The organism is Nocardia sp. NPDC003183 (assembly GCF_053590715.1).
Window position 1 is genome coordinate 257,778 of sequence record NZ_JBSFTG010000002.1, and the last position, 21,787, is coordinate 279,564.

Here is a 21,787-nt window from a genome sequence, read left to right on the forward strand (position 1 = left end):
CTCAGCCGGCGATTTCGCGGCAGGCCCGGTAGAAGTCGGCCCAGTCGGGGCGTTCCCGGACCACGGCCTCGAGGTATTCGGTCCAGATCACGGTGTCGGCCACCGGGTCCTTGATCACCGAGCCGAGCACGGCGCCCGCGATGTCGGAGGCGCGCAGCACGCCGTCGCCGAAGTGGGCGGACAGGGCGAGGCCGTTGGTGATCACCGAGATCGCCTCGGCGGTGGACAGGGTGCCCGAGGGGGATTTGAGCTTGGTGCGGCCGTCGGCGGTGATGCCGGAGCGCAGTTCGCGGAAGACCCGCACCACGCGGCGGACTTCCTCGGCGGCGGCGGGAACGGTCGGCAATTCCAGTGCGGCGCCGAGCTGTTCGACGCGACGGCTGACGATGGCGACCTCGGAATCCTCGTCGGCGGGCAGCGGCAGCACCACGGTGTTGAAGCGGCGCCGCAGGGCAGAGGAGAGATCGTTGACGCCGCGGTCGCGATCGTTGGCGGTGGCGATGACGTTGAAACCCTTGGCCGCCTGTACTTCCCCACCGAGTTCAGGCACCGGCAGGGTCTTCTCGGACAGGATGGTGATCAGCGCGTCCTGCACATCGGAGGGGATGCGGGTGAGCTCCTCGATGCGTGCGATGGCGCCGGTGCGCATAGCGGTCATCACCGGTGACGCGACCAGGGCGGCGTCGCTCGGCCCCTCGGCGAGCAGACGGGCGTAGTTCCAGCCGTAGCGGATCGCTTCTTCCGCCGTACCGGAGGTGCCCTGCACGAGCAGGGTCGACTCGCCGCTGATGGCGGCCGAAAGATGTTCGGAAACCCACGTTTTCGCGGTGCCGGGCACCCCGAGGAGCAGCAGGGCGCGGTCGGTGGCGAGGGTGGCGACCGCGACCTCCATCAGCCGGCGCGGGCCGACATATTTGGGTGTGATCACGGTGCCGTCGTCGAGGGTGCCGCCGAGAATGTAGGTGACCACGGCCCACGGCGACAGTTTCCAGGACGGCGGGCGCACGCGATCGTCGACGCGGTCCAGGGCGGCCAATTCGTCGGCGAAGGCCTGTTCGGCGTGGGGACGCAGCAGGGTGGTGGAGGGTTCGATGGTGGTCAACGCAGCTCCTCGAGCATGGTGGCACGATCGGTGAGATCGTGGGCGAGTCGGTGGAATGCCTGGTGCCAGGCGGGATCGTCGGTGGTGTCGGCGAGCGCGCTGACGCGCGTCGCGAGTTCGACAGGCAGGTGGACGCTCGCGGCCGTGAGCAGCGCCCGGTCGGTGTACACGCCCGCACTGGCGTGCGGCTGCCGCGCGGTGGTGCGGGCGCGCTCGCCGAGCAACCGCAGCACATGGTCGGCGACGGGTTGCGGCCACGGATGATCGAGGCCGGGCAGGATCGCGTGGAGTTCGTTGAGCTGGTGCGCGTCCAGGTCGAGCACGTGCTCGATCCGGTCGGCGGCATCGAGCAGCGTGAACAGTTCGCGACGCCGCAGCACCGCCTGCTCGGTCGGGGTCGCGTGGGCGAACAGCGCACGGGCCCACGCGGTGTCGTGCTGGGCGAGCGTGGCATCGACCCAGCCGTCCACGATCGCCTTGGCGTAGCGGGGCGGCAGCGACAGGGTCAACGCGGTGGTCGGGGTCTGCTCGCCGGGGGCCCGCACGATCGAGGACCATGCGGTGAGCGGAGTGGCGGCGATCGCCTGGTGCAGCGTCGTGATCGTCGAATCAGGGGTGTCCCAGCGCAATTTCGCTTGATCGGTCGCATCGGTGATGCCGTCGCGCCGGGCCTGCGTGTCGAGCTCCGCGGGTACCCGTACGTCTACCGTCCCGTCGTCCGCCACCCGGATCCACGACGCCACCAGCGCCGCCATCCGCCGCCCGAAAGCGGCATCCGGCAGCTTGTTCAACAGCGTCGTGGCGGTGCGCCGGACATCACCGCGCCGGTCGTCGAGGGCCCGCTCGAGCAGGGCTTCGTCGGCCGGACTCAGCCCCTCGGCGAGCAGCCCCAGCAGCTCCGCCTTCACCGGCCCCGACTCCTTCGGCCACGCAGCGGTCAACACGGTCAGCGCCGCGGCCGGATCGGCCCGGCGGGTACGCGCGAACCAGTCCTTTCGCTCGCCGGATGTGCCGAACAACCAGACATCGTGGACAGCGGGCGCGCCCGGCTCCGTACCGGAGCCCGAGTCGGCAGTGGTGCCGGAATCGGCATCGTGATCTGGGGACGTTGTCGGCCCGGCGCTCCGGGTCGTGCTCGCGTCCGTGTCGACCTGGATGTCGGCGACGCTCGCCGTCAGCTCCGGCCGGCTGTTGCGGGTTTTCCCCTCCGCCGACGATGTGGCAACGTCGGCAGGGAACTCGTCGACCAGTTTCGCCCATGCCGGGTTGCGCGCGGCGAGCCAGCGTCCGCGGCGGCCTGCCAGTCGCAGCAGTGGCGGACGCAGCGTGGTGTCGGAGGCCGCCGAGAGCGCCTGGACACACAGCACATCGGGCAGGCGGAAGTCGAATGGTGTTGCCGTAGTGAACCATTCGGTCAAGAACGGGGACTTGTCCGCGAGGAGGCGGCTGAGGCGGTCGGCGGCGGGGCGCGGCAGAAGCGGGCGCGGATCATCGACGGCGGGTTCGGGTTTCGCCGCGGTACGGGGGAGTTGTCCGCCGCGCAGATACAGATCTTGTAGCGCGGCGGTGTGGAGCAGCCGGGTGGCCGGTTCGCCCGCGTGCTGCGGAACGGCGGCGGCGACCGCGGAGTCGAGGTGGACACCGTCGGCGCTGCGCCGGGCGGTACCGAGCAGCGCCACCGAGACGAGTTCGGCCAGCGCGGGGGTCGGGGTGGTTTCGGTGGGGAATTCGTTTTCCAGGTCGCTCACCTCGCCTGCGCACAACACCGAGATCGGGTCGAAGCCGTCGGCTCGCCACTCGCCGCACACCGTCACCGGGTGACCGCCCGCGACCGCGACCAGCCGCCACGGGCGCGCGCCCGCGGCCAGCGGTAGCGCGGTGCCGTCGGATGCGACGAGCTGCCATCCGGTCTCGTCGAGCACCGGCACGACATCGGTGAGCAGCGCGGGCCAGGAACGCAGCCACGGATCCGCACTCAACGCACCCGCGTAGGCGTCGAGCGCGTCGTCGATCGTGGCGCCGCCGACCGAGGGGACGGTGGTGAAGGGTTCGGGTGCGCCGTGGCGGGTGCCCCACTGCGCGCGCAGGGACACCGCGCCGGGGTAATAGTGCAGTTCGGCGTCCACCTCGTTGCCGGGTGCGGGCACCTCGCCGGTGAAATTCGGGGTGGCGAAGGAATGTTCGATGAGCAGGGCCCACCGTCCGCTACCGCGACCGCGCAGCCAGGTGCGGCGCGTGTGCAGTCGCTCCTCCTCGCTCGCCCGCATGCCGAGCACCAGCCAGCGATCCCGCACCGCGGGCTCGTTCAGCACCGACTCGGCCGACGTCGGGTAGCCGATATGGGTGCGGATCCCCGCCCGCAGCGGTTCGGGGAGGGCGTCGAGCCTGCGATGGGCCAGCACCAGCAGGTGCAGGCGGGCGTACTCGCGCAACAGCAGTTCGGGCCAGTGTTCGGTGGTGACGACCGCGGTGGGCAGCCTGCGCAGGGCCTCGGCGATGCGGGGCGCCTGGGCATCGACCATCCGGGCCGCGATCGCCTCGTACGCGGCGTACGAACGGTCGGTCTGGGCCAGCCCGGTTCGGATCTGGTCGGTGAGCCAGACCTCCAGTTCGGTGAGCCCGGCGGATACCCGCGCCCGTCGCTGCTCGACGGTGGCCTGCGACGGCGTGCTCGCGGCCTTGGCCTTCGCCGGCGCGGCGGCCTGCGCGGCCCGCCCGGCCAGCCACTCGGCCGCGAAGTCGGCGGGTGCCTGCTGGACGGGGGTCTGGCCACTCGACCACGTGAGCAACAGCGACAGCGTGTGCTTACACGGGAACTTGCGGCTGGGGCACGAGCACTTGTACGCGGGCCCGTCCAGGTCGACGATCGCCTGATACGGCTTGGCGCCGCTGCCCTGACACAGCCCCCACACCGCATTGCCCGCGGTGCCGGTCTCGCGCCAGCGACCGGCCAGCTTGCGTGCGGCAGCCAGTGAGCTCGCATCGGGCGCGAGCGCGCGGACCTGGTCCTCGGTCCACGGCGTGCGTTGCTCGGTCATCGGTTCCCCCGTTCTCGTGTTCGCCGAATATCTACCGCAACCCACCGACAACTGGCGGACCCGGCGGCGTAACGCTCGGAAAACACTGGTGCCGCGGCAAATTCGTGCTCCATCTCTTGCCCTGGGTGGCGATCTCTGGCATTCTGACCTGTTCGGCACCGCCCGGACCGCCCGCGCTGCTCGACGCAGCGTAACGCGGGTGTGAACACCTCATCGAGCTGCCCGCCGGGGTGGGCGAGGGGTGGACATCGAGGGCCCGCCGTGGCGCCGCGATGGCCATTCCACTCCCGCGGGCAGATTCGCTGAGGGCCCTGCGCATCCCCTGGGCGAACATCCGGCGATCGGGTAGCGTTTCAACCAGGATCGCCGCGTTGCGCGCCGACGCGAAGGGGGATGTCGCAAGTGTGCTCGGATCGGATCGCCGAGGTGGTCGCGCGCGAGCTCGCCGCCGACCCGGCAGTGGAGGAACGGGTCGCCGATTGCGTGCTCGCCGCGCTCACAGCTGTCGACGGTGACTCGGCCGCAACGGATTCCGGTGATACCGGGGTCTTTCTGCGGTCGATCACCGTGCAGGGTTTCCGGGGAATCGGTCCCGCGGCGACGCTGCGATTGAATCCGGGGCCCGGCCTGACCCTGGTGGTCGGTCGCAACGGCAGCGGGAAATCGAGTTTCGCCGAGGCCGCGGAATTCGCGTTGACCGGTGGGAATCGCCGCTGGGACGGTCGCTCGACCACCTGGCGCGAGGGATGGCGCAACCTGCACGAACCCGAGACCGCCCGGATCGACGTCGAGCTGCTCACGGCGGGCGACGACCCCGCACTCTCGGTCGCGACCAGCTGGGACCCGAGTGCGGACCTGGCCGACGCGCGGTGGACCGAGCGGCGTGGATCCGAACCGGCGGCCTCGGTCGACCCGCACGGACGGCGCAGGCGACTCGATCTGTACCGGCCGTTCCTGTCCTACAGCGAGCTCGGCGCGCTCGTCGACGGGAAGCCGAGCGACCTGTTCGACGCGCTGCATCGCCTGCTCGGCCTGGACGAGCTGGCGGCCGCGGCCGAACAGATCCGATTGCGCAAGCTCGAACTCGAACGCGCCGTGAAGGATTCGCGCCAGTCCCGCGCCGACCTGCTGGTCGAGCTGGCCGAGGCCGATGACGAACGCGCCCGTGCCGTGGCCGACCTGTTGCGCACGCCGGACCCCGATCTCGACGCGGTGGCGGGCGCGGTGGCCGGTTCGGTCCTCGGCATCGACGGGCCGGAGGGTTTGCGCGCGATCCTGCGTCTGTCGTTGCCCGATGTCGCGCGGGTTGCCGCCACGACCGATCGACTCGCCGAAGCAGCCCGGAATGTGGCGCGCCACGAGACCGTCGATACCGAAGCCGATCTGCGAGTGCTCGAATTGCTCACGCGGGCGCGCGCACACGTCTCGACGGCAGGTTCGTGCCCCTGCCCGGTCTGTGGACGCGACGAACTCGACGCCGACTGGCTCGCCGCCGCCGATACCGAAATCACCTACCGCACTAGGGAACTCGCGGCCCTACAGTCGGCCACGGCGGAATTCGACACGGCTCTGACAGCGGCCCGCAACCTCCCCGCAGACCTGCCGATCGAGTTCGGTTCGGCAATCGCGGTCGGTGCCGGCGCAGTGAGTCTCTCGGGGCCGGTGTTCGATCCGGCGGGGCGCCGGGCGGATGCGCCCGCGCCGTACGCCACGTCGGACTCGTTGCGTAAACAGCGCGACATCGTCGGACAGCTCTGGTCGGAGTGGGCCGCGCTCGCGACGGCCGACTACGAAGGTCGGCTCCCGGACCGGCTGCGCACGATTCACGCCGACCTCACCGCGGAACTCGCCGCACTGCAACGGGATACGCGCACCGAACTGGACCGTCTGGATGCGGTGTGGTCGCCGTTGGTCCCGCGCGTTCTCGCGTGGCTCGACCCCGCCCGCGCCGTCGCCGACCACGCGAGCGAGCTGCGGGTGGTGAAGAAGGCGGCCGATTGGCTCAAGGCGGCGACGGCGACGATCCGCGAGGAGCGGATGCGGCCGCTGGAGACCACGGCACGGTGGGTGTGGAGCACCCTGCGGCAGCAGAGCAATGTCGAGCTCGGGGCGATTCGGTTGCAGGGCAGCGCGGGCACAGCGCGGCGGGTGCTGCTCGATGTGACCGTCGACGAGGTGGACGGCGCGGCGCTCGGCGTGATGAGCCAGGGGGAGCTGCACGCGCTCGGACTGTCGCTGTTCCTGCCGCGAGCCACGGTGGCGCACAGCCCTTTCCGGTTCGTGATGATCGACGACCCGGTGCAGGCGATGGATCCCGCGAAGGTGGACGGGCTGGCCAGGGTGCTCGCCGAGGTGGCGGCCTCGCGGCAGGTGGTGGTGTTCACCCATGACGAGCGCCTCGCCGAGGCGGTGCGCCGCATGCAGCTCGACGCGACAGTGCTCGAGGTGCAGCGTCGCGAGCGTTCGATCGTCGAGGTCAGGGTGACCGGCGACCCGGTCCGCCGCTATCTCGACGATGCCCGATCCCTGCTGCGCACACCGCAACTCCCCCCGGCGATCGCCGATGAGCTCGTCGCTACCTGCTGCCGTTCGGCGATCGAAGCGGCCGGGCTGGCGAAAGCCCGCCAGGAACTCCTGGCGGTGGGCCTCGAGCACGGGGAAGTGGAGCGGCGCGTGCGCAACGCGCACACCACCCGTGCCATGATCACCCTCGCCATCATGGGTGTCGGCGCCCGCGTGGACGACCTGAACAAGCACCTGAGCGCGGTCGGCGGACGCTGGCTCGTCGGCGTCCTTCGCGATGCCACCGCGGGAGCGCACGTGCCGATCGATCGTCCGATGCGCGAGTTGATCAGTGACACGGAACGATTCATCACCTGGCTGCGGGCGCACGAGCCGGCGGCGGTGCGCCCATGAGTGGGCTCGCCGGGGACTGCGGCAGGCGTCTTCGCGGCCGACGGGAGGCGATGGCCGCGCGCACCCGTGCCGGTACGGTGGGGTCGTGAATCGTCGCGGCAGGCCGGCTCGCGCGAAGTTCAGCCCACGGCCCTCGGTGGCGCAGCGGCTGGAAGCCGCCGAGAACTTGTTGGACGGGTCGGTATCGGACGCCGGCGGGGTGTGGTCGCGGGCGGTGGCCTGGATCCTGCGGTTGGCGCTCGAGCAGGCGGTGGACCAGCTGTGGGCGCAGGTGGCGCCGGAGCTGATGCGGTGTCCGATGCGGGCGCAGCTGCTCGCGTTGCGGGTGTACGCGGGGCCGGAGACCGCCGGTCAGGTCGGTGCGTTGTGGGCGGCGCTGTCGCGGGCGGCGCATCATCTCGACTACGAGATGGCGCCCAGTGTCACCGATCTGCGGCGTTGGCGGGATCAGACCGCGGAGCTGGCGCGGGCGTTGGAGCTCGCGCCCCTCGCGCACCAGCCGTTCGGGTGACCAGCGCCCAGCGGACCGAGCGGACCTGTGCGTGGCGTGGGGGTTGGGTCCGGCAGGATGACGGTATGGGTGAAGTGAGAGCGTGTCCGTGTCGTCGAGGTGAGTCGTTCGATGCCTGCTGTGGACCGATTCTGGCCGGGGAGAAGGCCGCGCCGACCGCGGAGACGCTGATGCGTTCGCGCTACACCGCCTACGTCGTCGGCGATGTGGACTACCTGCTGCGCTCGTGGCACCCCAGTACCCGCCCCGCCGAGCTCGAGCTCGATCCGGACCAGCGATGGCTGTTCCTCGAAATCGTGGGCACGCAGCGTGGCGGGCCGTTCGACGACAACGGCACCGTGGAGTTCATCGCCCACTACACACTCGACGGCGCGCGGGACACGATGCACGAGCTGAGTACCTTCGTGCGGGTCGACAGGGCCTGGGTCTACCTCGACGGGACATTCCAGGCCTGATCAGGGGATACTGCTCGGGTGCCCCGTATCGCGATCGAATACTGCACCCAATGCCGCTGGCTGCTGCGCGCGAGCTGGGTGGCGCAGGAACTGCTCACCACGTTCGCCACCGAACTCGGTGAGGTGGCGCTCGTGCCCGGTCAGGGCGGCATCTTCCGCATCACCCTCGACGGCGAACAACTCTGGGAACGCAAGGCGGACGGCGGTTTTCCCGATATCGCCGTCCTCAAGCAGCGCGTGCGCGACCGGATCGCACCCGATCGCGACCTCGGCCACGTCGACCGCCGCGACTGACGGCCGGGCAACCGGCGGGGTCAGCAGCAGCCGCCGCCACCGCAGCAGCCCCCACCCGCCGGACGTGGCGCGGGCGCGGGGGCGGGCGCCGAGCCGCGTCCCACCGCCGCGAAGGTGGTGAGCAGTTTGACGGTGTCGTCGTGGCCGGCCGGGCACGTGGCCGGATCCGAGGACTGCGCCATCGGCCGGTTGACGTCGAACGTGTCGCCACAGGAGCGACACCGGAAGCTGTAGTTCGGCATCGGCCCAGTGTAAGGCCGATGCTTGCGATCACGCTGCGCCGAACGCTTCGTCGTGGCCGCTGCGCTCCGTACCGTGAGCGAACAGCGGTGATGGCGAGGTGGCGCATGGCGAACAGTAGCGCGGGGGCGGTATTGCGGGCGGTGCTCGACCTCGGGTCGGCACCGCGCAGCGTGGTGGCCAGACACGCCGGGGTTTCCCCGGCCACGGTCACCTGGCAGAGCCGGGCGCTGGTCGAGGCGGGACTGCTCGTCGAACTGCCGGAGTCACCCGGGCCGGGTGGCGTGGGCAGGCCACACAGTCCGATCGCGCTGGACGCGGGCGGCAATGTGGTGATCGCGGTGCACATCGCGGCGGTGCAGATCACCGTCGCGGTGGTCGACATCGCCGGTGCGGTGCTGCACAGCGAGCAGGTGCCCCATCGCACCCATGCCCCGTACGACATCCTCGACGCTGTCCTGGAGCGAGTGCGCGCGGTCGGGGCCGCCCTTGCCGACCAGGTGCGGATCCGCGGGCTCGGGGTGGCGATCGGCGGCCGTGTCGACACCGCCACCGGTTCGGTCGTCGAACACTCCTACCTGCGCTGGCGTGATGTGCCGGTGCGCGAATACCTGAGTGCCCGAACGGGTTTACCGGTCAGTGTGGACAGCCATACCCGCGCGACGGTGCACGCCGAGCAGCTCTACGGACGCCTGCGTGGCTCGGCGAGCTCGATCGTGCTGTTCGTCGGCAATGTCATCGACGCCGCCATCGCCGTGCACGGCCGCGTCCACTGCGGGCCACATTTCGGGGCGGGCTCCATCGCCCGATTGCTCGGCACGACCGACAGATTCGCGCTCGAGGCTCTCGGTGACCACGCGTTGCTGGCGCGTGCCGAAGCGGCCGGCCGGTACGACGGCTTCCCCGCATTGGTGGCGGCGGCCGCGGCGGGTGGCCCGGAACGCGAGTACTTCATCGAGCGCGCCACGGTGATGGGCGAGGTCGCCGCGGCACTGATCGATCTGATCGATCCGGAAGCGCTGGTGCTGATAGACCGTGGCCTGATCACGGTTCCCGGCGTTCGCGAAGCCTACGACGACGCGGTGCGCGCCCACTCGACCATCGGCGCCGACCCGTCCGAGGTGATCTTCGCGTCGACGTTCCCCGGTCAGGTGCTGGTGATGGCGGCGGCCGGAGTGGTGTTGCAGGAGTTGTTCAGTGATCCCCTGAGCACGGTTGTCGCGCAGGCAGTTTGATTCGTGGTTATTTTAAGACAGTCGAATATTGACCGGAAGCGGCGTCACCCGCGACAGTTGACACTATGAACAAAATGCAGTCCGGCGTCGCCCGGGTTACGTCGGATGTGCTGTGTTGTCGCGGTTCGAATTCCGTCGCCGACAATTCTTCCATCAAATCCGGGAAATCACCTTGCGTAAAAATATTCGACGAATAGCACTTCTCGCCGCGGCGGCTTCGCTGCTCGCGGTCTCCTGCGCCACCGGTGACGAGGGCGGCGCCGCGCTGACGAATCCGCTGCCCACCCAGGTCCCCGCCGGGGTCTCGCTCGCGGTCGCGGCCAATACCGCCAAAGTGGCGCTGACCGCGTCGGGAGAACTGAACAAGCTCGGGTTCACGGTGTCGTCGTGGCCCGCCGTGCAGGCCGGTCCCGATGTCATCCAGGCTTTCCGCGGCGGCTCGGTCGACCTGGCCACCAACGCGGGCATTCCGCCGATCCACGCGCACGCCAGCGGGCTCGACGCGAAGATCGTCGGTGTCAAGGTGCGCACGACCCCGCTGTACAAGCTGGCCACCGCCCCCGGATCGACCTTTACCAACCTCGACGGGCTGCGCGGGAAGAAGATCGGCTTCTCGCCGGGCCAGGCGCAGGGGTTGGTGGTGTTGCGCACGCTGAAGGCGGCGGGCATCCGCACCGACGAGGTGCAACTCGTGGAGCTGCCGAGCACGAAGTTCCTCACCGCCCTGCAGGCCAAGGAAATCGATGTCGCCCCGTTCGGCGAACCGACCCTGACCAAGTACCTCGACAAGTACCGCGTCGACGGCGCCACCGCGATCGACACTCCCGCCGTCGACGCGCTGACCGTGCTGTGGGCGCCGACCTCGGTGCTGCGTGACGACAGCAAAGCCGCTGCCGTCGCCGAATTCGTGAAATTCTGGGCACGCGGCGAAGTCTGGGCCTGGGAGCATCCCACGGAATGGATCGACGCGTACTACGTCAAAGATCAGTCGGTCTCGGCCGAGGACGGCAAACGCATTGTCGCCACGACGGAAAAGCCGTATTTCCCGGAGAATTGGAACGAGGCGATCACCTGGGAACAGGAGACGATCGATCTGGTGACCAAAGCCGGCTTCTTCGGTAATTCCTTCCCCGCCGGCGAACTGTTCGACCGCCGATTCGAGAAGATCGCGTTCGACGCGGTGCCGGCGCCGTATCGCACCAAGGGGCAGCAATGACCATCGCCCTGTCTCGCACCGCGATTCCGGTTTCCGCACCGTCCGGTGACGGATTCGTCGAGCGGCGCACGCTGCGCCGGCTCGGACTGCGCAAGGCCTTCCCCGCCGCCCGCCTGCTCGGTGTGGTCCTGGTGGTCGCGGCCTGGGCCGCGGGTTCACTGCTCGAACTGATCGACCCGCGCAAACTGTCAGCGCCGTGGACTGTCCTGGCGACCGGCTGGGAGTTGCTGGTCGACGGGCCACTGCTGGCCAACCTGGGGGTGTCGCTGCAACGGGTGCTGATCGGCATGGTCCTCGGCGTGCTCATCGGCACCACGCTCGCCGTGATCGCGGGACTTTCCCGGTGGGGTGAATCGCTCATCGACGGCCCGGTCCAGATCAAGCGGGCCATTCCTACCCTCGGCCTGATTCCGCTGATGATCCTGTGGCTCGGTATCGGCGAGGAATTCAAGCTCGTGCTCATCACCCTGGGCGTGGTCGTGCACATGTACATCCAGACCCACGCCTCACTCACCACGATCGACCAGAAGCTGGTGGAACTGTCGGAGGTGCAAGGCGTTTCACGCGCGGAGTTCATTCGCAGCGTGGTACTGCCCGGATCGCTGCCCGGCTTCTTCCTCGGTCTGCGGATGTCGGTCACCAGTGCTTGGCTGGTGCTGATCGTGGTCGAGACGGTCAACGCCATCGACGGTCTCGGCAAGATGATGTCGAACGCGCAGAACTACGGGCAGGCCGATGTGATCCTGGTCGGCTTGGTCGTCTACGCCGTCTTCGGCCTGGCCTCGGATTCGGCGATCCGCCTGGTGGAACGGAGGGTGCTGTCGTGGCGACGCACTATCGCGGGGTGAGCGAGCCGAAGGTCGCGGGTGTCGAAGTGCGCTCGCTGACGCGAAGATTCGGCGATCGCACGGTGCTCGACTCGATCGACCTGACCATCGCGCCCGGCCAGTTCGTCGCCTTGCTCGGACGCAGCGGCTCCGGCAAGAGCACGTTGCTGCGGGCGCTCGCCGGGCTGGACTACGACGTCGACGGCGGCGGCACACTGCGCATCCCGGCGAAGACCTCGGTGGTGTTCCAGGATTCACGGCTGCTGCCCTGGCAGCGGGTGCTGCCGAACGTGCTCTACGGGCAGCCGCGCACGCGCCGCGCCGCCGGCGAGCAGGTCCTGGCCGAGGTCGGCCTGGCCGGTCGGAAACGCGCCTGGCCCAGAGAGCTCTCCGGCGGTGAGCAGCAACGAGTGTCGCTGGCCCGCTCCTTGGTCGGCGAACCGGATCTGCTGCTGGCCGACGAACCCTTCGGCGCGCTCGACGCGCTCACCCGGATCAAGATGCACGCTCTGCTGCGCGACCTGATCAGCCGTCATCGTCCGACCGTGCTGCTGGTCACCCACGATGTCGACGAGGCTGTCGCACTGGCCGACCGGGTGATCGTGCTCGACGACGGAAAGCTCGCGGTGGACATTCCGGTCGACCTGCCCGGCGAGCGTGATCCGAGCCAGCCCGCGTTCCAGCGCATCCGCCGCACTCTGCTCACCGCACTCGGGCTTGCCGAGACCGCGGCCTGAAAGGCACCCATCATGTCGAAGAAACTGCACCTCAACGCTTTCCTGATGTCGGTCGGTCACCACGAGGCGGCCTGGCGGCTGCCGGAGAGCGACCCCCACGCGCACACCGACATCAACTACTACGTCCGGCTCGCCCAGACCGCCGAGCGCGGCAAGCTCGACTCGATCTTCTTCGCCGACAGCCCGGTACTGATGGGCGACCCCGGTCGTCGGCCGAGCGGCAAACTGGAGCCGACCGTCATCCTGACCGCGGTCGCCGTGCAGACCAGCCGGATCGGCCTCATCGCCACGGCCTCCACCAGCTACAACGACCCCTACAACCTCGCGCGCCGGTTCGCCTCGGTGGACTGGGCGAGCAACGGCAGGGCAGGCTGGAACATCGTCACCACCGCCGGTGCCGACGCGGCCCGCAACTTCGGTCTCGACGACACCCCCGACCATCGGCTGCGCTACGAGAAGGCCGCCGAATTCGTCGACGTGGCAACGAAACTGTGGGACAGCTGGGACGACGACGCCATCCTGGCCGACAAGGAACTCGGCATCCACACCGATGCCTCGAAGGTGCGCAAGATCCTGCACCACGGCGAGCACTTCCGAGTGGACGGCCCCCTGAACCTGCCGCGCTCCCCGCAGGGATATCCGCTGCTGGTGCAGGCCGGATCATCGGAGGACGGCAAGGAGTTCGCCGCCCGCTACGCCGAAGCCGTGTTCACCGCGCAGCAGACGCTCGACGATGCCAAGGCCTTCTACACCGACCTCAAGGCCCGCACCGTCGCCGCGGGCCGCGACCCGGAGAGCATCAAGATCCTGCCCGGCATCGTCCCGATCATCGGCGACACCGAGGAGCAGGCCCGCGCACTCGACGAGGAACTGGCGCGGCTGATCTCGCCCGAATACGCGCGCAAGCAACTCGCCGAGCGGTTCAAGCTGCCCGTCGACGAGCTCGACCTCGACAGTGAGCTCCCCGAGGAGCTGCCCACCGAGGACGACATCGAGGGCGCCAAGAGCCGCTTCACCCTGATCGTGAATCTGGCTCGGCGCGAACGGCTCACGGTGCGCGAGCTGATCGCCCGGCTCGGTGGCGGACGCGGGCACCGCACCTTCGCGGGCACCGCGGTCCAGGTGGCCGACGCCATCGAGGACTGGTTCCGCCAGGGCGCCGCCGACGGCTTCAACATCATGCCCGCGGTACTGCCCTCGGGGCTCGAGCGCTTCGTCGACGAGGTGGTCCCGATCCTGCAGGAGCGCGGCCTGTTCCGCACCGAGTACACCGAGACCACGTTGCGCGGCCACTACGGTCTCGCGCGACCGGCGAACCAGTTCGACGACGCGGACGCGCTCGTGGCCGCCCGATGAGATCGGACTGGATCCGGTACCTGACCCGCCGCTGTCTCGAGCACCGGCGGCTGGTGATCGTCAGCTACACCGGTGCGCTGGCGGCGGCACTGCTCACCGCGGCGCTGCCGCTGGTGGTGCGGCATGTGGTCGACACGCTCAGTGCCACCGCGGCGTCGGTGACGCCGTGGGTGGTGCTGTTGCTGGTGATCGGGGTGGCCAGGTTCGCGTCGTCGTACGCGCGCCGGGTGGCCTCCTCCGAGCTGTCGCTGGGGGTGCAACACGACCTGCGCCGTGACCTGTTCGCCGCGTTGCTGCGGCTCAACGGGCGCGAGCAGGCACAGTTGCGCACCGGGCAGGTGGTGAGCAGGGCGATCACCGATGTCACGTTGATCCAGATGTTCCTGCAGCTCATCCCGATGATCGCGGGCAATGTGGCGCTGCTGCTGGCGGTGCTGGTGCTGATGGCCGTGATGTCGCCTGCGCTCACCGTGATCGCGCTGGTCGTGCTGCCGGGGCTGTGGATCGTCACCCGGCGCAGCCAGCGTCAACTGTTCCCCGCGAACTGGGACGCGCAGGCGCGAGCCGCCGAAGTGGCGATGCAGGTCGAGGCCGCCGTGGCCGGTGTGCGGGTGGTGAAGGGTTTCGGGCAGGAGCAATACGAGCTGGATCAGCTGGGCGCGCGTGCGCGGGTGCTGTACCGGTCGCGATTGCGGGTCGCCCGGATCACCAGCCGGTTCACCCCCGTCGTGCAGGCGGTGCCCGCGGCGGGGCAGGCGCTGATCCTGATCGTCGGCGGGTTGCTCGCGCTGCGCCAATCCATCACGCTCGGCACGTTTCTCGCGTTCATGACCTATCTGGGCGCTTTCGTGGGGCCGGTGCGGCAGTTCTCGATGCTGCTGACCGTGAGCCAGCAGGGCAAGGCGTCCCTCGACCGGGTGCGCGAGGTGATCGAAGCGCCGGACGACGCGGGCGCGGCGCCCGGCGCGGCGGCGACACCGGTCGCCGTCTCGAGCGGACTCGGCGCCACCGAGCCGCCGTCGATCGAATTCGACGCGGTCACTTTCGGTTTCGACGACACGATGATCCTGGACGGCGTCGACCTGCGGATCGGTTCGGGCGAGACCGTCGCCGTCGCGGGTGGTGCGGGCAGTGGCAAGTCGATCCTGGTGTCGTTGCTGCCCGCCCTGCTCGAGCCCGATTCCGGCGCGGTGCGTTTCGACGGGATCGACCTGCGAATGCTGCCCGACCCACGCGCGCAGGTGGCGATGGTCTTCGAGGACACGCACCTGATGGCCGATTCGATCCGGGCCAACGTCGCCTACGGCAGACCCGACGCGAGCGACGAACAGGTCTGGCACGCGCTGTATCTGGCCGCGGCCGACGAATTCGTCACCGCCCTGCCGCAGGGCATCGACACCACCATCGGTGAACGCGGACAACGGCTCTCGGGTGGTCAGCGCCAGCGCATCGCGCTCGCCCGGGCCCTGCTCACCGAGGCGCCGGTCCTGGTGCTCGACGACGCCACCTCCGCCATCGACGCCCAGGTGGAGGAACAGATCTACCGGCGGATCGGCGCCGAACTGCGCCGGCGTACGACCATCGTCGTCGCGCACCGGATCTCGACCCTGGCGCTCGCCGATCGGGTCGCGGTTCTCGACGGCGGTCGCGTCGCCGAACTGGGCACACTGCGCGAACTACAGCAGTCCGGCGAGCTGTTCCGGGCCCTGTTCACGCCGCCGGAAGTCGTCGGCATCGGCGTCGATCCGCACCGCGACAGCACGCGGGTCGCCACCGAAGAGCTCTGGGTGGCACCGGAAGTCGACTCCGACGACGACCGCACGATGGAACACCTGGCCAAGGCGTTCGCGCGGCGCTCGGCCGGCGCGCCCGCGGGTCCCGGCGGTGGCGCGGGCGGGGGCATGATGGCGAGCGCGCCACCCAGCGGCGATATCGTCGCCCTGCTCGACCGGCTGCCGCCGGTGTCCGGCGAACCCGAGGTCGACCCGTCGTTCTCCCACACCCCGGACACCGCGTTCTCCCTGCCGCGACTGCTTCGCCCGTTCACCTGGCCGCTGCTCGCCGGACTCGGTCTGGTCGGACTCGATGCCATCGCCCAGGTGCTGATCCCGTTCCTGGTGCGCTACGGCATCGATCACGGCGTCCTGGCCGGTGCGCGCGACGTGGTGATCGGCGCGGCCGCGCTGGCGATCGTGGTCGTGGTGGTGGACTGGGCGATCAGCGTCGCCCAGGTGCGCGTCACCGGGCGGGTCGGGGAGCGGCTGCTCTACGGTCTGCGCCTCAAGACCTTCGCCCACCTGCAACGGCTCGGCCTGCAGTATTACGAGCGCGAGCTCGGTGGCCGGATCATGACCAGGATGACCACCGACGTGGACGGGCTGTCGGCGTTTCTGCAGACCGGCCTGGCCACCGCGCTCACCAGCACGGTCACCATCGCGGGCGTGGTCGCCGCACTCCTGGTGATCGACGCCGAGCTGGCCGTGGTGGTCCTCGTGTTGCTGCCGGTGCTCGGCGTGGCGACCGTGGCCTTCCGGCGCGCGTCGATTCCCGCGTACAACCTGGCCAGGGAGCGGGTCAGCGCCGTCAACGCGTATCTGCAGGAGAACGTCGACAACATCACCGTCACCCAGGCGTTCCGCCGGGAGTCGGTGAACCAGAACGAGTTCGAGCGCCGGTCGTGGGCCTATCGCGACGCGCGGCTGCGTTCGCAGGTGCTGATGGCGGTGTTCTTCCCGTGCATCGAGCTGATGTCGGTGATCGCCACGGCCGCGGTGCTCGCGGTGGGCGTACACCAGGTGCGCGACGACGTGCTCACCGCGGGCACGCTCATCGCGTTCCTGCTCTACATCGAGTTGCTGTTCGCCCCGATCCAGCAGCTCTCGCAGGTGTTCGACAGCTATCAGCAGGCGGTGGTCGGCGTCGACCGCATCGGTGACCTGCTGCGCACCCCCGTCGACACCCCCGAGGCCGCCGATCCGCTCCCGGTGACCGGCCTGGACGGCGCGATCGAACTGCGCGCGGTGAGTTTCGGGTACTCGTCGCGGGCTCGCACGGTGCTCGACGGACTGGACCTGCGGATCGAGCCGGGCCAGAAGGTGGCCCTGGTGGGAGAGACCGGGGCGGGCAAATCGACGCTGGTCAAGCTGCTCGCCAGGTACTACGACCCGACCGAGGGAGCGGTTCTCGTCGACGGTGTCGACATCCGCCGGTTCCGGCTGCGCGACTTCCGCAAACGTCTCGGTGTCGTCCCGCAGGAGCCGTTCCTGTTCGGCGACACCGTGCGCGAGGCCATCGCCTACGGCAACCCCGATGCCGAGCCCGCCGAGATCGAGTGGGCCGCCCGCGCGGTCGGGGCGCACGAGATGATCGCGGCGCTCGAACACGGCTACTACCAGCCGATCGGCGCGCACGGGCGCAGTCTGTCGGCCGGGCAGCGGCAGCTGCTGGCATTGGCCAGGGCGCAGCTCATCGACCCGGACATCCTCATCCTGGACGAGGCCACCGCCTCGCTGGATCTGGCCACCGAGGCACGGGTGCGTGCCGCGGTCGACGTGCTGACCGCGGGCCGCACCACGATCGTCGTCGCGCATCGGCTCGCCACCGCCGCTGATGCCGATCTGATCGCGGTGGTCGGCGGGGGCAAGCTCGTGCAGATCGGCGCTCATGCCGAGCTGGTGGCCGTCGATGGACCGTATCGGCGCCTGTGGGCCGCCTATGTCGGTGACGAAGCCCAGCACATTTCCAGCTAATCGGCGAGAGGTCGGCCGCTGTCCGGTGGGGGAGATCCGGATGGCGGCCGACCTCGGTCCACCCGGGGGTGGTGGGCAGGGGCGGCATCCGCCGCCGAACCCGCGTCACGACCGCCGGGTGCCGGCGCGGAACGGGACTTTCGCGTGTACCGCGGAGTAACTGTTACCTGCGGAAATGGCGCGTAGGGCACGCGTTCGGGCGGTATCCACGTACGCTCGTAGGAAGTCACCAGGTGCTGCGACCAGCGGGAGCAAATACACAGGCACCCGTGCGGTCGTGCCGGCTAGGAGGTGTGCGATGAGCATTCAGCCCGATTTCGACCCGGACACGCGGACCCGTGATGCCGACCCACTGGCGGAGACCGAGTACGGCACGGTCGGTGGAACCTGGGATGGACCGGTCGCCGTATGGCGCAGCATTCCCTACGCCGCCGCTCCCGCCGGGCCCGCTCGTTTCGCGAAACCCGAACCCCCGAAGCCCTGGGACGGCGTGCGCGACTGTGTGGTGTTCGGCGATATCGCACCGCAGGCCATGGGCGCGATGGTGCCGGTGGATTCCGACCTGCAGATGGGCGAGGACTGTCTGTGGGTCAACGTCTGGTCACCGCGGCCCGAGCCCAGCGACGACGCACCGCGTCCGGTCATGGTCTGGGTGCACGGCGGCGCCTACTGCCTCGGCACCGCCGCCCAGACCATCTACGACGGACGCAAGCTGGCCGAGGCGGGCGACGTGGTGGTCGTCTCGGTGAACTACCGCATCGGGGTGTTCGGCTTCCTCGACCTGTCCTCGTTCGGTGAGCAGTTCACCGCGAACCTCGGCCTGCACGATCAGCTCGCCGCCCTCGCGTGGGTGCGAGACAATATCGCCGCCTTCGGTGGTGATCCGGGCAACGTGACCCTCTTCGGTGAGTCCTCGGGCGCGGGATGTGTCACCGCGCTGCTCACCTCGCCCGCCGCGGCCGGGCTGTTCCACCAGGCGATCGCCCAGAGTCCGCCCGCTACCACGGTTTTCGGGCAGGAACGGGCGGCGGTCGTCGGACAGCGCTATCTCGAGCTGCTCGAACTCGGGCCCGGCGAGGCGAATCGGTTGCTGGAATTGCCGATCGAACAGCTCGTCGAGATCGGTTCCGTGCTGCTGGACGAGGTGCCCATCAAGGAACCGGGCAGGCTCGCCGCGGCACCGGTCGTCGACGCGGACCTGTTGCCCGGCTACCCGATCGACCGATTCCAGCAGGGACATTCGCATCGGGTGCCGTTGCTGATCGGCACCAATCGCGATGAGGCGTCGCTGTTTCGGGTGTTGCGCTCACCGATCATGCCGGTGACGCCCGACGCGGTGAACGCGATGCTGCGCGACGTCGCCGCCTCGCATCCGGAGATGTCGCCCGAGCGGATCGCCGAGATCACCTCCGCCTACCCTGACCTCACCAAAACCCGTGGCGCACTGGCGATGTCGACCGACGCGGCCTTCCGGATGCCCGCGGCCTGGGTTGCCGAGGGGCATGCCCAGCATTCGCCGACCTGGATGTACCGCTTCGACTACGCCACCCCGATGTTGAAGGCGGCCAGGGTGGGAGCCGGTCACGCCACCGAATTACCGTATGTCTTCGGCAATTTCGGCACCTTGAACCACGACCCCACCTTCTGGCTCGGTGGACGCAAGGCCTCGGTCGCGGTCTCGGGCCGCATGCAGCGTCGCTGGCTGGCCTTCGCCGAACACAGTGTCCCCGCCGCCATCGACGGCTCCAAACACTGGCCCCGCTACCGCCCCACCGCCCGCACCACCCTGCTGATCGACACCATCGACCGCATCGTCGACAACCCCGACGCCGACCTCCACACCGCCTGGGGCGACCACGCCGTCGGCTTCAGCTAGACCCGGCGCGAGCGCGTTCGATCTCGTTGATGTGGGCCTCGGTCCACTGCCGCAGGGCGGTGATCGGCTCGGCGAGGCTGCGACCCAGCGCGGTGAGTGCGTAGTCGACCCTGGGCGGAATCGTGGGATACACCGTGCGGGTGACGAATCCGTCGGCCTCGAGACTGCGCAACGTCTGGGTGAGCATCTTCTGGGAGACGCCCTCGATGCGCCGGCTGAGGTCGGTGTAGCGCTGCGTGCCGTCGAGGAGCGCGTCGATCACCAGGATCGTCCATTTGCCCGCGATGTGATCGAGCACCTGCCGGGTCGGGCACTTCGCCGAGTAGGCGTCGGCGGGCAGGCCCGAGGACTCCACGAAGGTTGTCATCGGGGGATAGTAACGCACTATTTAGTGCCTACTTCCCAATGGAGAGTGACTCTCTGATAGTGGGTGCATGACATCGAAAACTCTGTCGGTCGCCGAAGCGATCCGCACCCGCCGCACCGTCCGCCACTACCGCCCGGATCCGGTCTCGACGACCGATCTCGAGGTGCTGCTCGATCTCGCCATCGAGGCGCCCACCAGCTGGAACTTGCAGGATCGCGCCATCGTCGCCATCACGAGCGAGGCAGGTCGGGCCGGTCTGGCCTGGGCGACCGGTGACCAGCCCCAATCGCGGGAGGCGCCACTGATGCTGGTGTTCGTCGCCGAACCGGAGTCCTGGCGCGCGGACCACCGCGACGTCTACGACCAGGCTCGCGGCAACGGCGCGTGGACCGAGGAGTTCATCGAGATGTTCGCCTCGGCGTCACACGAGTTCCAGACCGATCTCGCGCGGCGCGGGCTACTGCGTGAATACGCGGTCAAGGACGCCATGATCGCGGCGACCTACGTGATGCTGGCGGCGACCGAGCTGGGGCTGGCCACCGCACCGATGAACGGCTGGGACGAAGCCAAGGTGAAGAAGACGATCGGGATCGGCGACCGTGATGATCTCGCGATCGCGCTGCTGCTGGCGGTCGGTCATCCGGCCGAGCGACGCGAGCATCCGGGTCGCCGAGCCAGGGAGCGCAATGTCTTCCGTGAGGCGTATGGGCTCGCGTGAACAGCACGACGCCGGGTCGCCGGCCGAGGGGATCGGCGGTGACCCGGCGTCGCGAGGATCAGACGTCGGTGGAGAAGCGGATGCCGCCGTCGGGGATGACCACGCCGGGCCACACCCGGGCGCCACGCAGGAGCTCGCAGCGGGCGCCGACATGGGCGCCGTCACCGATCACACCGTCGCGAACCAGTGCGCGGGGGCCGATGCGGGCACCGAAGCCGATGATCGAGCGTTCGACGGTAGCGCCCGCCTCGACCACCGCGCCGTCGAAGATCACCGCGCCGTCCAGTCGCGCACCCGCGCCGATTTCCGCGCCGCGCCCGACCACGGTCCCGCCGATCAGCAGCGCGCCCGGTGCCACACCCGCGCCGGGGTGGACAAGAGACTCGCCACGCTGGCCGGGCAGAGCGGGGGAGGGAGCGATGCCGCGGACCAGGTCCGCGGAGCCGCGCACGAAGTCCTCCGGGGTGCCCATATCGCGCCAGTAGGAGGCGTCGACGTGGCCCTGGACGCGGGCGCCCTCGGCCAGGAGCGCGGGGAAGACCTCGCGTTCCACCGAGACCGGGCGACCCGTGGGGATCTTCTCGATGTACTCGCGGCGGAACACGTAGCAACCCGCGTTGATCTGGTCGGTCGGCGGATCCTGGGTCTTCTCCAGGAACGCGGTGACCCGGCCGTCGTCGTCGGTCGGCACGCAACCGAAGGCGCGCGGGTCGCTGACGCGGACCAGGTGCAGGGTGACGTCGGCGTTGGTCGACTCGTGGGTGTCGAGGATCGCACCGAGATCGGTGCCGCCGAGAACGTCGCCGTTGAACACCATCACGTTGTCCGCGCGCAGCTTGGGCAGCACATTGCGGATACCGCCGCCGGTGCCGAGCGGTTCGGTCTCGGTCACGTACTCCAGGTCCAGGCCCAGCTCCGAGCCGTCACCGAAGTGCTCTTCGAAGACCTCGGCCTTGAAGGACGTACCGAGCACCACGTGGGTGATCCCGGCTTCGGCGATCCTGGCCAGCAGGTGGGTCAAGAACGGCAGCCCGGCCGTCGGCAGCATGGGCTTGGGCGCCGAGAGGGTGAGCGGACGCAGCCGCGTGCCCTGTCCGCCGACGAGGATGACCGCGTCGGTGCCTGCATTGCCTGCCATCGAGTTTCCCCT

General features: G+C 69.5%; 17 protein-coding genes. 12 read left to right on the forward strand and 5 right to left on the reverse strand.

Going from position 1 to position 21,787, the window contains the following annotated elements; translation table 11 throughout:
• Position 1: 1 nt before the first annotated feature.
• On the reverse strand, positions 2 to 1,102 hold the full coding sequence (locus ACWDXS_RS09015) for an ATP-binding protein (RefSeq protein WP_378632496.1): 1,101 nt from the start codon (positions 1,100 to 1,102) through the stop codon (positions 2 to 4).
• Complete coding sequence (locus tag ACWDXS_RS09020; RefSeq protein ID WP_449963842.1) at positions 1,099 to 4,140, reverse strand: DUF5691 domain-containing protein; 3,042 nt, start codon at positions 4,138 to 4,140, stop codon at positions 1,099 to 1,101. The genes ACWDXS_RS09015 and ACWDXS_RS09020 overlap by 4 nt, the downstream gene beginning before the upstream one ends.
• A 393-nt stretch (positions 4,141 to 4,533) precedes the next feature.
• On the opposite strand from ACWDXS_RS09020, the gene ACWDXS_RS09025 reads away from it, so the two are divergent.
• The 4 genes from ACWDXS_RS09025 to ACWDXS_RS09040 all read left to right on the forward strand — a co-directional run bounded on the left by ACWDXS_RS09025 (position 4,534) and on the right by ACWDXS_RS09040 (position 8,316).
• Entirely contained in the window at positions 4,534 to 7,056 is a 2,523-nt protein-coding gene (locus tag ACWDXS_RS09025) for an AAA family ATPase (protein WP_449963845.1), read from the forward strand.
• Between the two features lie 85 nt (positions 7,057 to 7,141).
• Positions 7,142 to 7,567: a hypothetical protein gene (locus tag ACWDXS_RS09030; protein ID WP_170112314.1), complete on the forward strand. Its 426-nt coding sequence runs from the start codon at positions 7,142 to 7,144 to the stop codon at positions 7,565 to 7,567.
• A gap of 65 nt (positions 7,568 to 7,632) precedes the next feature.
• Positions 7,633 to 8,022 (forward strand): YchJ family protein, encoded by a 390-nt coding sequence (locus tag ACWDXS_RS09035; RefSeq protein WP_379311947.1) that lies wholly within the window; start codon positions 7,633 to 7,635, stop codon positions 8,020 to 8,022.
• An 18-nt stretch (positions 8,023 to 8,040) separates the two neighbouring features.
• Positions 8,041 to 8,316 (forward strand): SelT/SelW/SelH family protein, encoded by a 276-nt coding sequence (locus tag ACWDXS_RS09040; RefSeq protein ID WP_449963850.1) that lies wholly within the window; start codon positions 8,041 to 8,043, stop codon positions 8,314 to 8,316.
• A 20-nt stretch (positions 8,317 to 8,336) separates the two neighbouring features.
• On the opposite strand, the gene ACWDXS_RS09045 is transcribed toward ACWDXS_RS09040, so the two are convergent.
• Entirely contained in the window at positions 8,337 to 8,558 is a 222-nt protein-coding gene (locus ACWDXS_RS09045; protein ID WP_379223472.1) for an FmdB family zinc ribbon protein, read from the reverse strand.
• 105 nt (positions 8,559 to 8,663) lie between these two features.
• On the opposite strand from ACWDXS_RS09045, the gene ACWDXS_RS09050 reads away from it, so the two are divergent.
• The 7 genes from ACWDXS_RS09050 to ACWDXS_RS09080 all read left to right on the forward strand — a co-directional run bounded on the left by ACWDXS_RS09050 (position 8,664) and on the right by ACWDXS_RS09080 (position 19,552).
• The gene (locus tag ACWDXS_RS09050) at positions 8,664 to 9,791 is read left to right on the forward strand and encodes an ROK family protein (protein WP_449963855.1); all 1,128 of its coding nucleotides are present in this window, start codon (positions 8,664 to 8,666) and stop codon (positions 9,789 to 9,791) included.
• Positions 9,792 to 9,963: 172 nt separating this feature from the next.
• Entirely contained in the window at positions 9,964 to 11,007 is a 1,044-nt protein-coding gene (locus ACWDXS_RS09055; RefSeq protein WP_378993493.1) for an ABC transporter substrate-binding protein, read from the forward strand.
• Positions 11,004 to 11,855 (forward strand): ABC transporter permease, encoded by an 852-nt coding sequence (locus tag ACWDXS_RS09060; RefSeq protein ID WP_379311950.1) that lies wholly within the window; start codon positions 11,004 to 11,006, stop codon positions 11,853 to 11,855. The genes ACWDXS_RS09055 and ACWDXS_RS09060 overlap by 4 nt, the downstream gene beginning before the upstream one ends.
• Positions 11,852 to 12,571 carry an ABC transporter ATP-binding protein gene (locus tag ACWDXS_RS09065; RefSeq protein ID WP_449963860.1) on the forward strand — a complete coding sequence of 240 codons (720 nt, stop codon included), beginning with the start codon at positions 11,852 to 11,854 and terminating at the stop codon, positions 12,569 to 12,571. Before ACWDXS_RS09060 ends, ACWDXS_RS09065 begins: the two co-directional genes overlap by 4 nt.
• A 12-nt stretch (positions 12,572 to 12,583) precedes the next feature.
• Positions 12,584 to 13,927, forward strand: a complete 1,344-nt coding sequence (locus ACWDXS_RS09070; protein WP_378993498.1) for an LLM class flavin-dependent oxidoreductase — start codon at positions 12,584 to 12,586, stop codon at positions 13,925 to 13,927.
• On the forward strand, positions 13,924 to 17,676 hold the full coding sequence (locus ACWDXS_RS09075; protein ID WP_449963864.1) for an ABC transporter ATP-binding protein: 3,753 nt from the start codon (positions 13,924 to 13,926) through the stop codon (positions 17,674 to 17,676). The genes ACWDXS_RS09070 and ACWDXS_RS09075 overlap by 4 nt, the downstream gene beginning before the upstream one ends.
• 298 nt (positions 17,677 to 17,974) lie before the next feature.
• Positions 17,975 to 19,552 carry a carboxylesterase/lipase family protein gene (locus tag ACWDXS_RS09080; protein ID WP_378993501.1) on the forward strand — a complete coding sequence of 526 codons (1,578 nt, stop codon included), beginning with the start codon at positions 17,975 to 17,977 and terminating at the stop codon, positions 19,550 to 19,552.
• Here the strand turns inward: ACWDXS_RS09080 and ACWDXS_RS09085 are convergent.
• Positions 19,545 to 19,919 carry a winged helix-turn-helix transcriptional regulator gene (locus tag ACWDXS_RS09085; RefSeq protein WP_449963868.1) on the reverse strand — a complete coding sequence of 125 codons (375 nt, stop codon included), beginning with the start codon at positions 19,917 to 19,919 and terminating at the stop codon, positions 19,545 to 19,547. The genes ACWDXS_RS09080 and ACWDXS_RS09085 overlap by 8 nt on opposite strands.
• Before the next feature lie 67 nt (positions 19,920 to 19,986).
• Between ACWDXS_RS09085 and ACWDXS_RS09090 the strand changes: the two genes are divergently transcribed.
• Positions 19,987 to 20,637, forward strand: coding sequence for a nitroreductase family protein (locus ACWDXS_RS09090; protein ID WP_379317119.1), 651 nt, complete (start codon positions 19,987 to 19,989; stop codon positions 20,635 to 20,637).
• Positions 20,638 to 20,695: 58 nt separating this feature from the next.
• Here ACWDXS_RS09090 and ACWDXS_RS09095 read toward each other — a convergent pair whose 3' ends face one another.
• Positions 20,696 to 21,775, reverse strand: a complete 1,080-nt coding sequence (locus tag ACWDXS_RS09095; protein ID WP_378993504.1) for a mannose-1-phosphate guanylyltransferase — start codon at positions 21,773 to 21,775, stop codon at positions 20,696 to 20,698.
• Between the last annotated feature and the right edge of the window lie 12 nt (positions 21,776 to 21,787).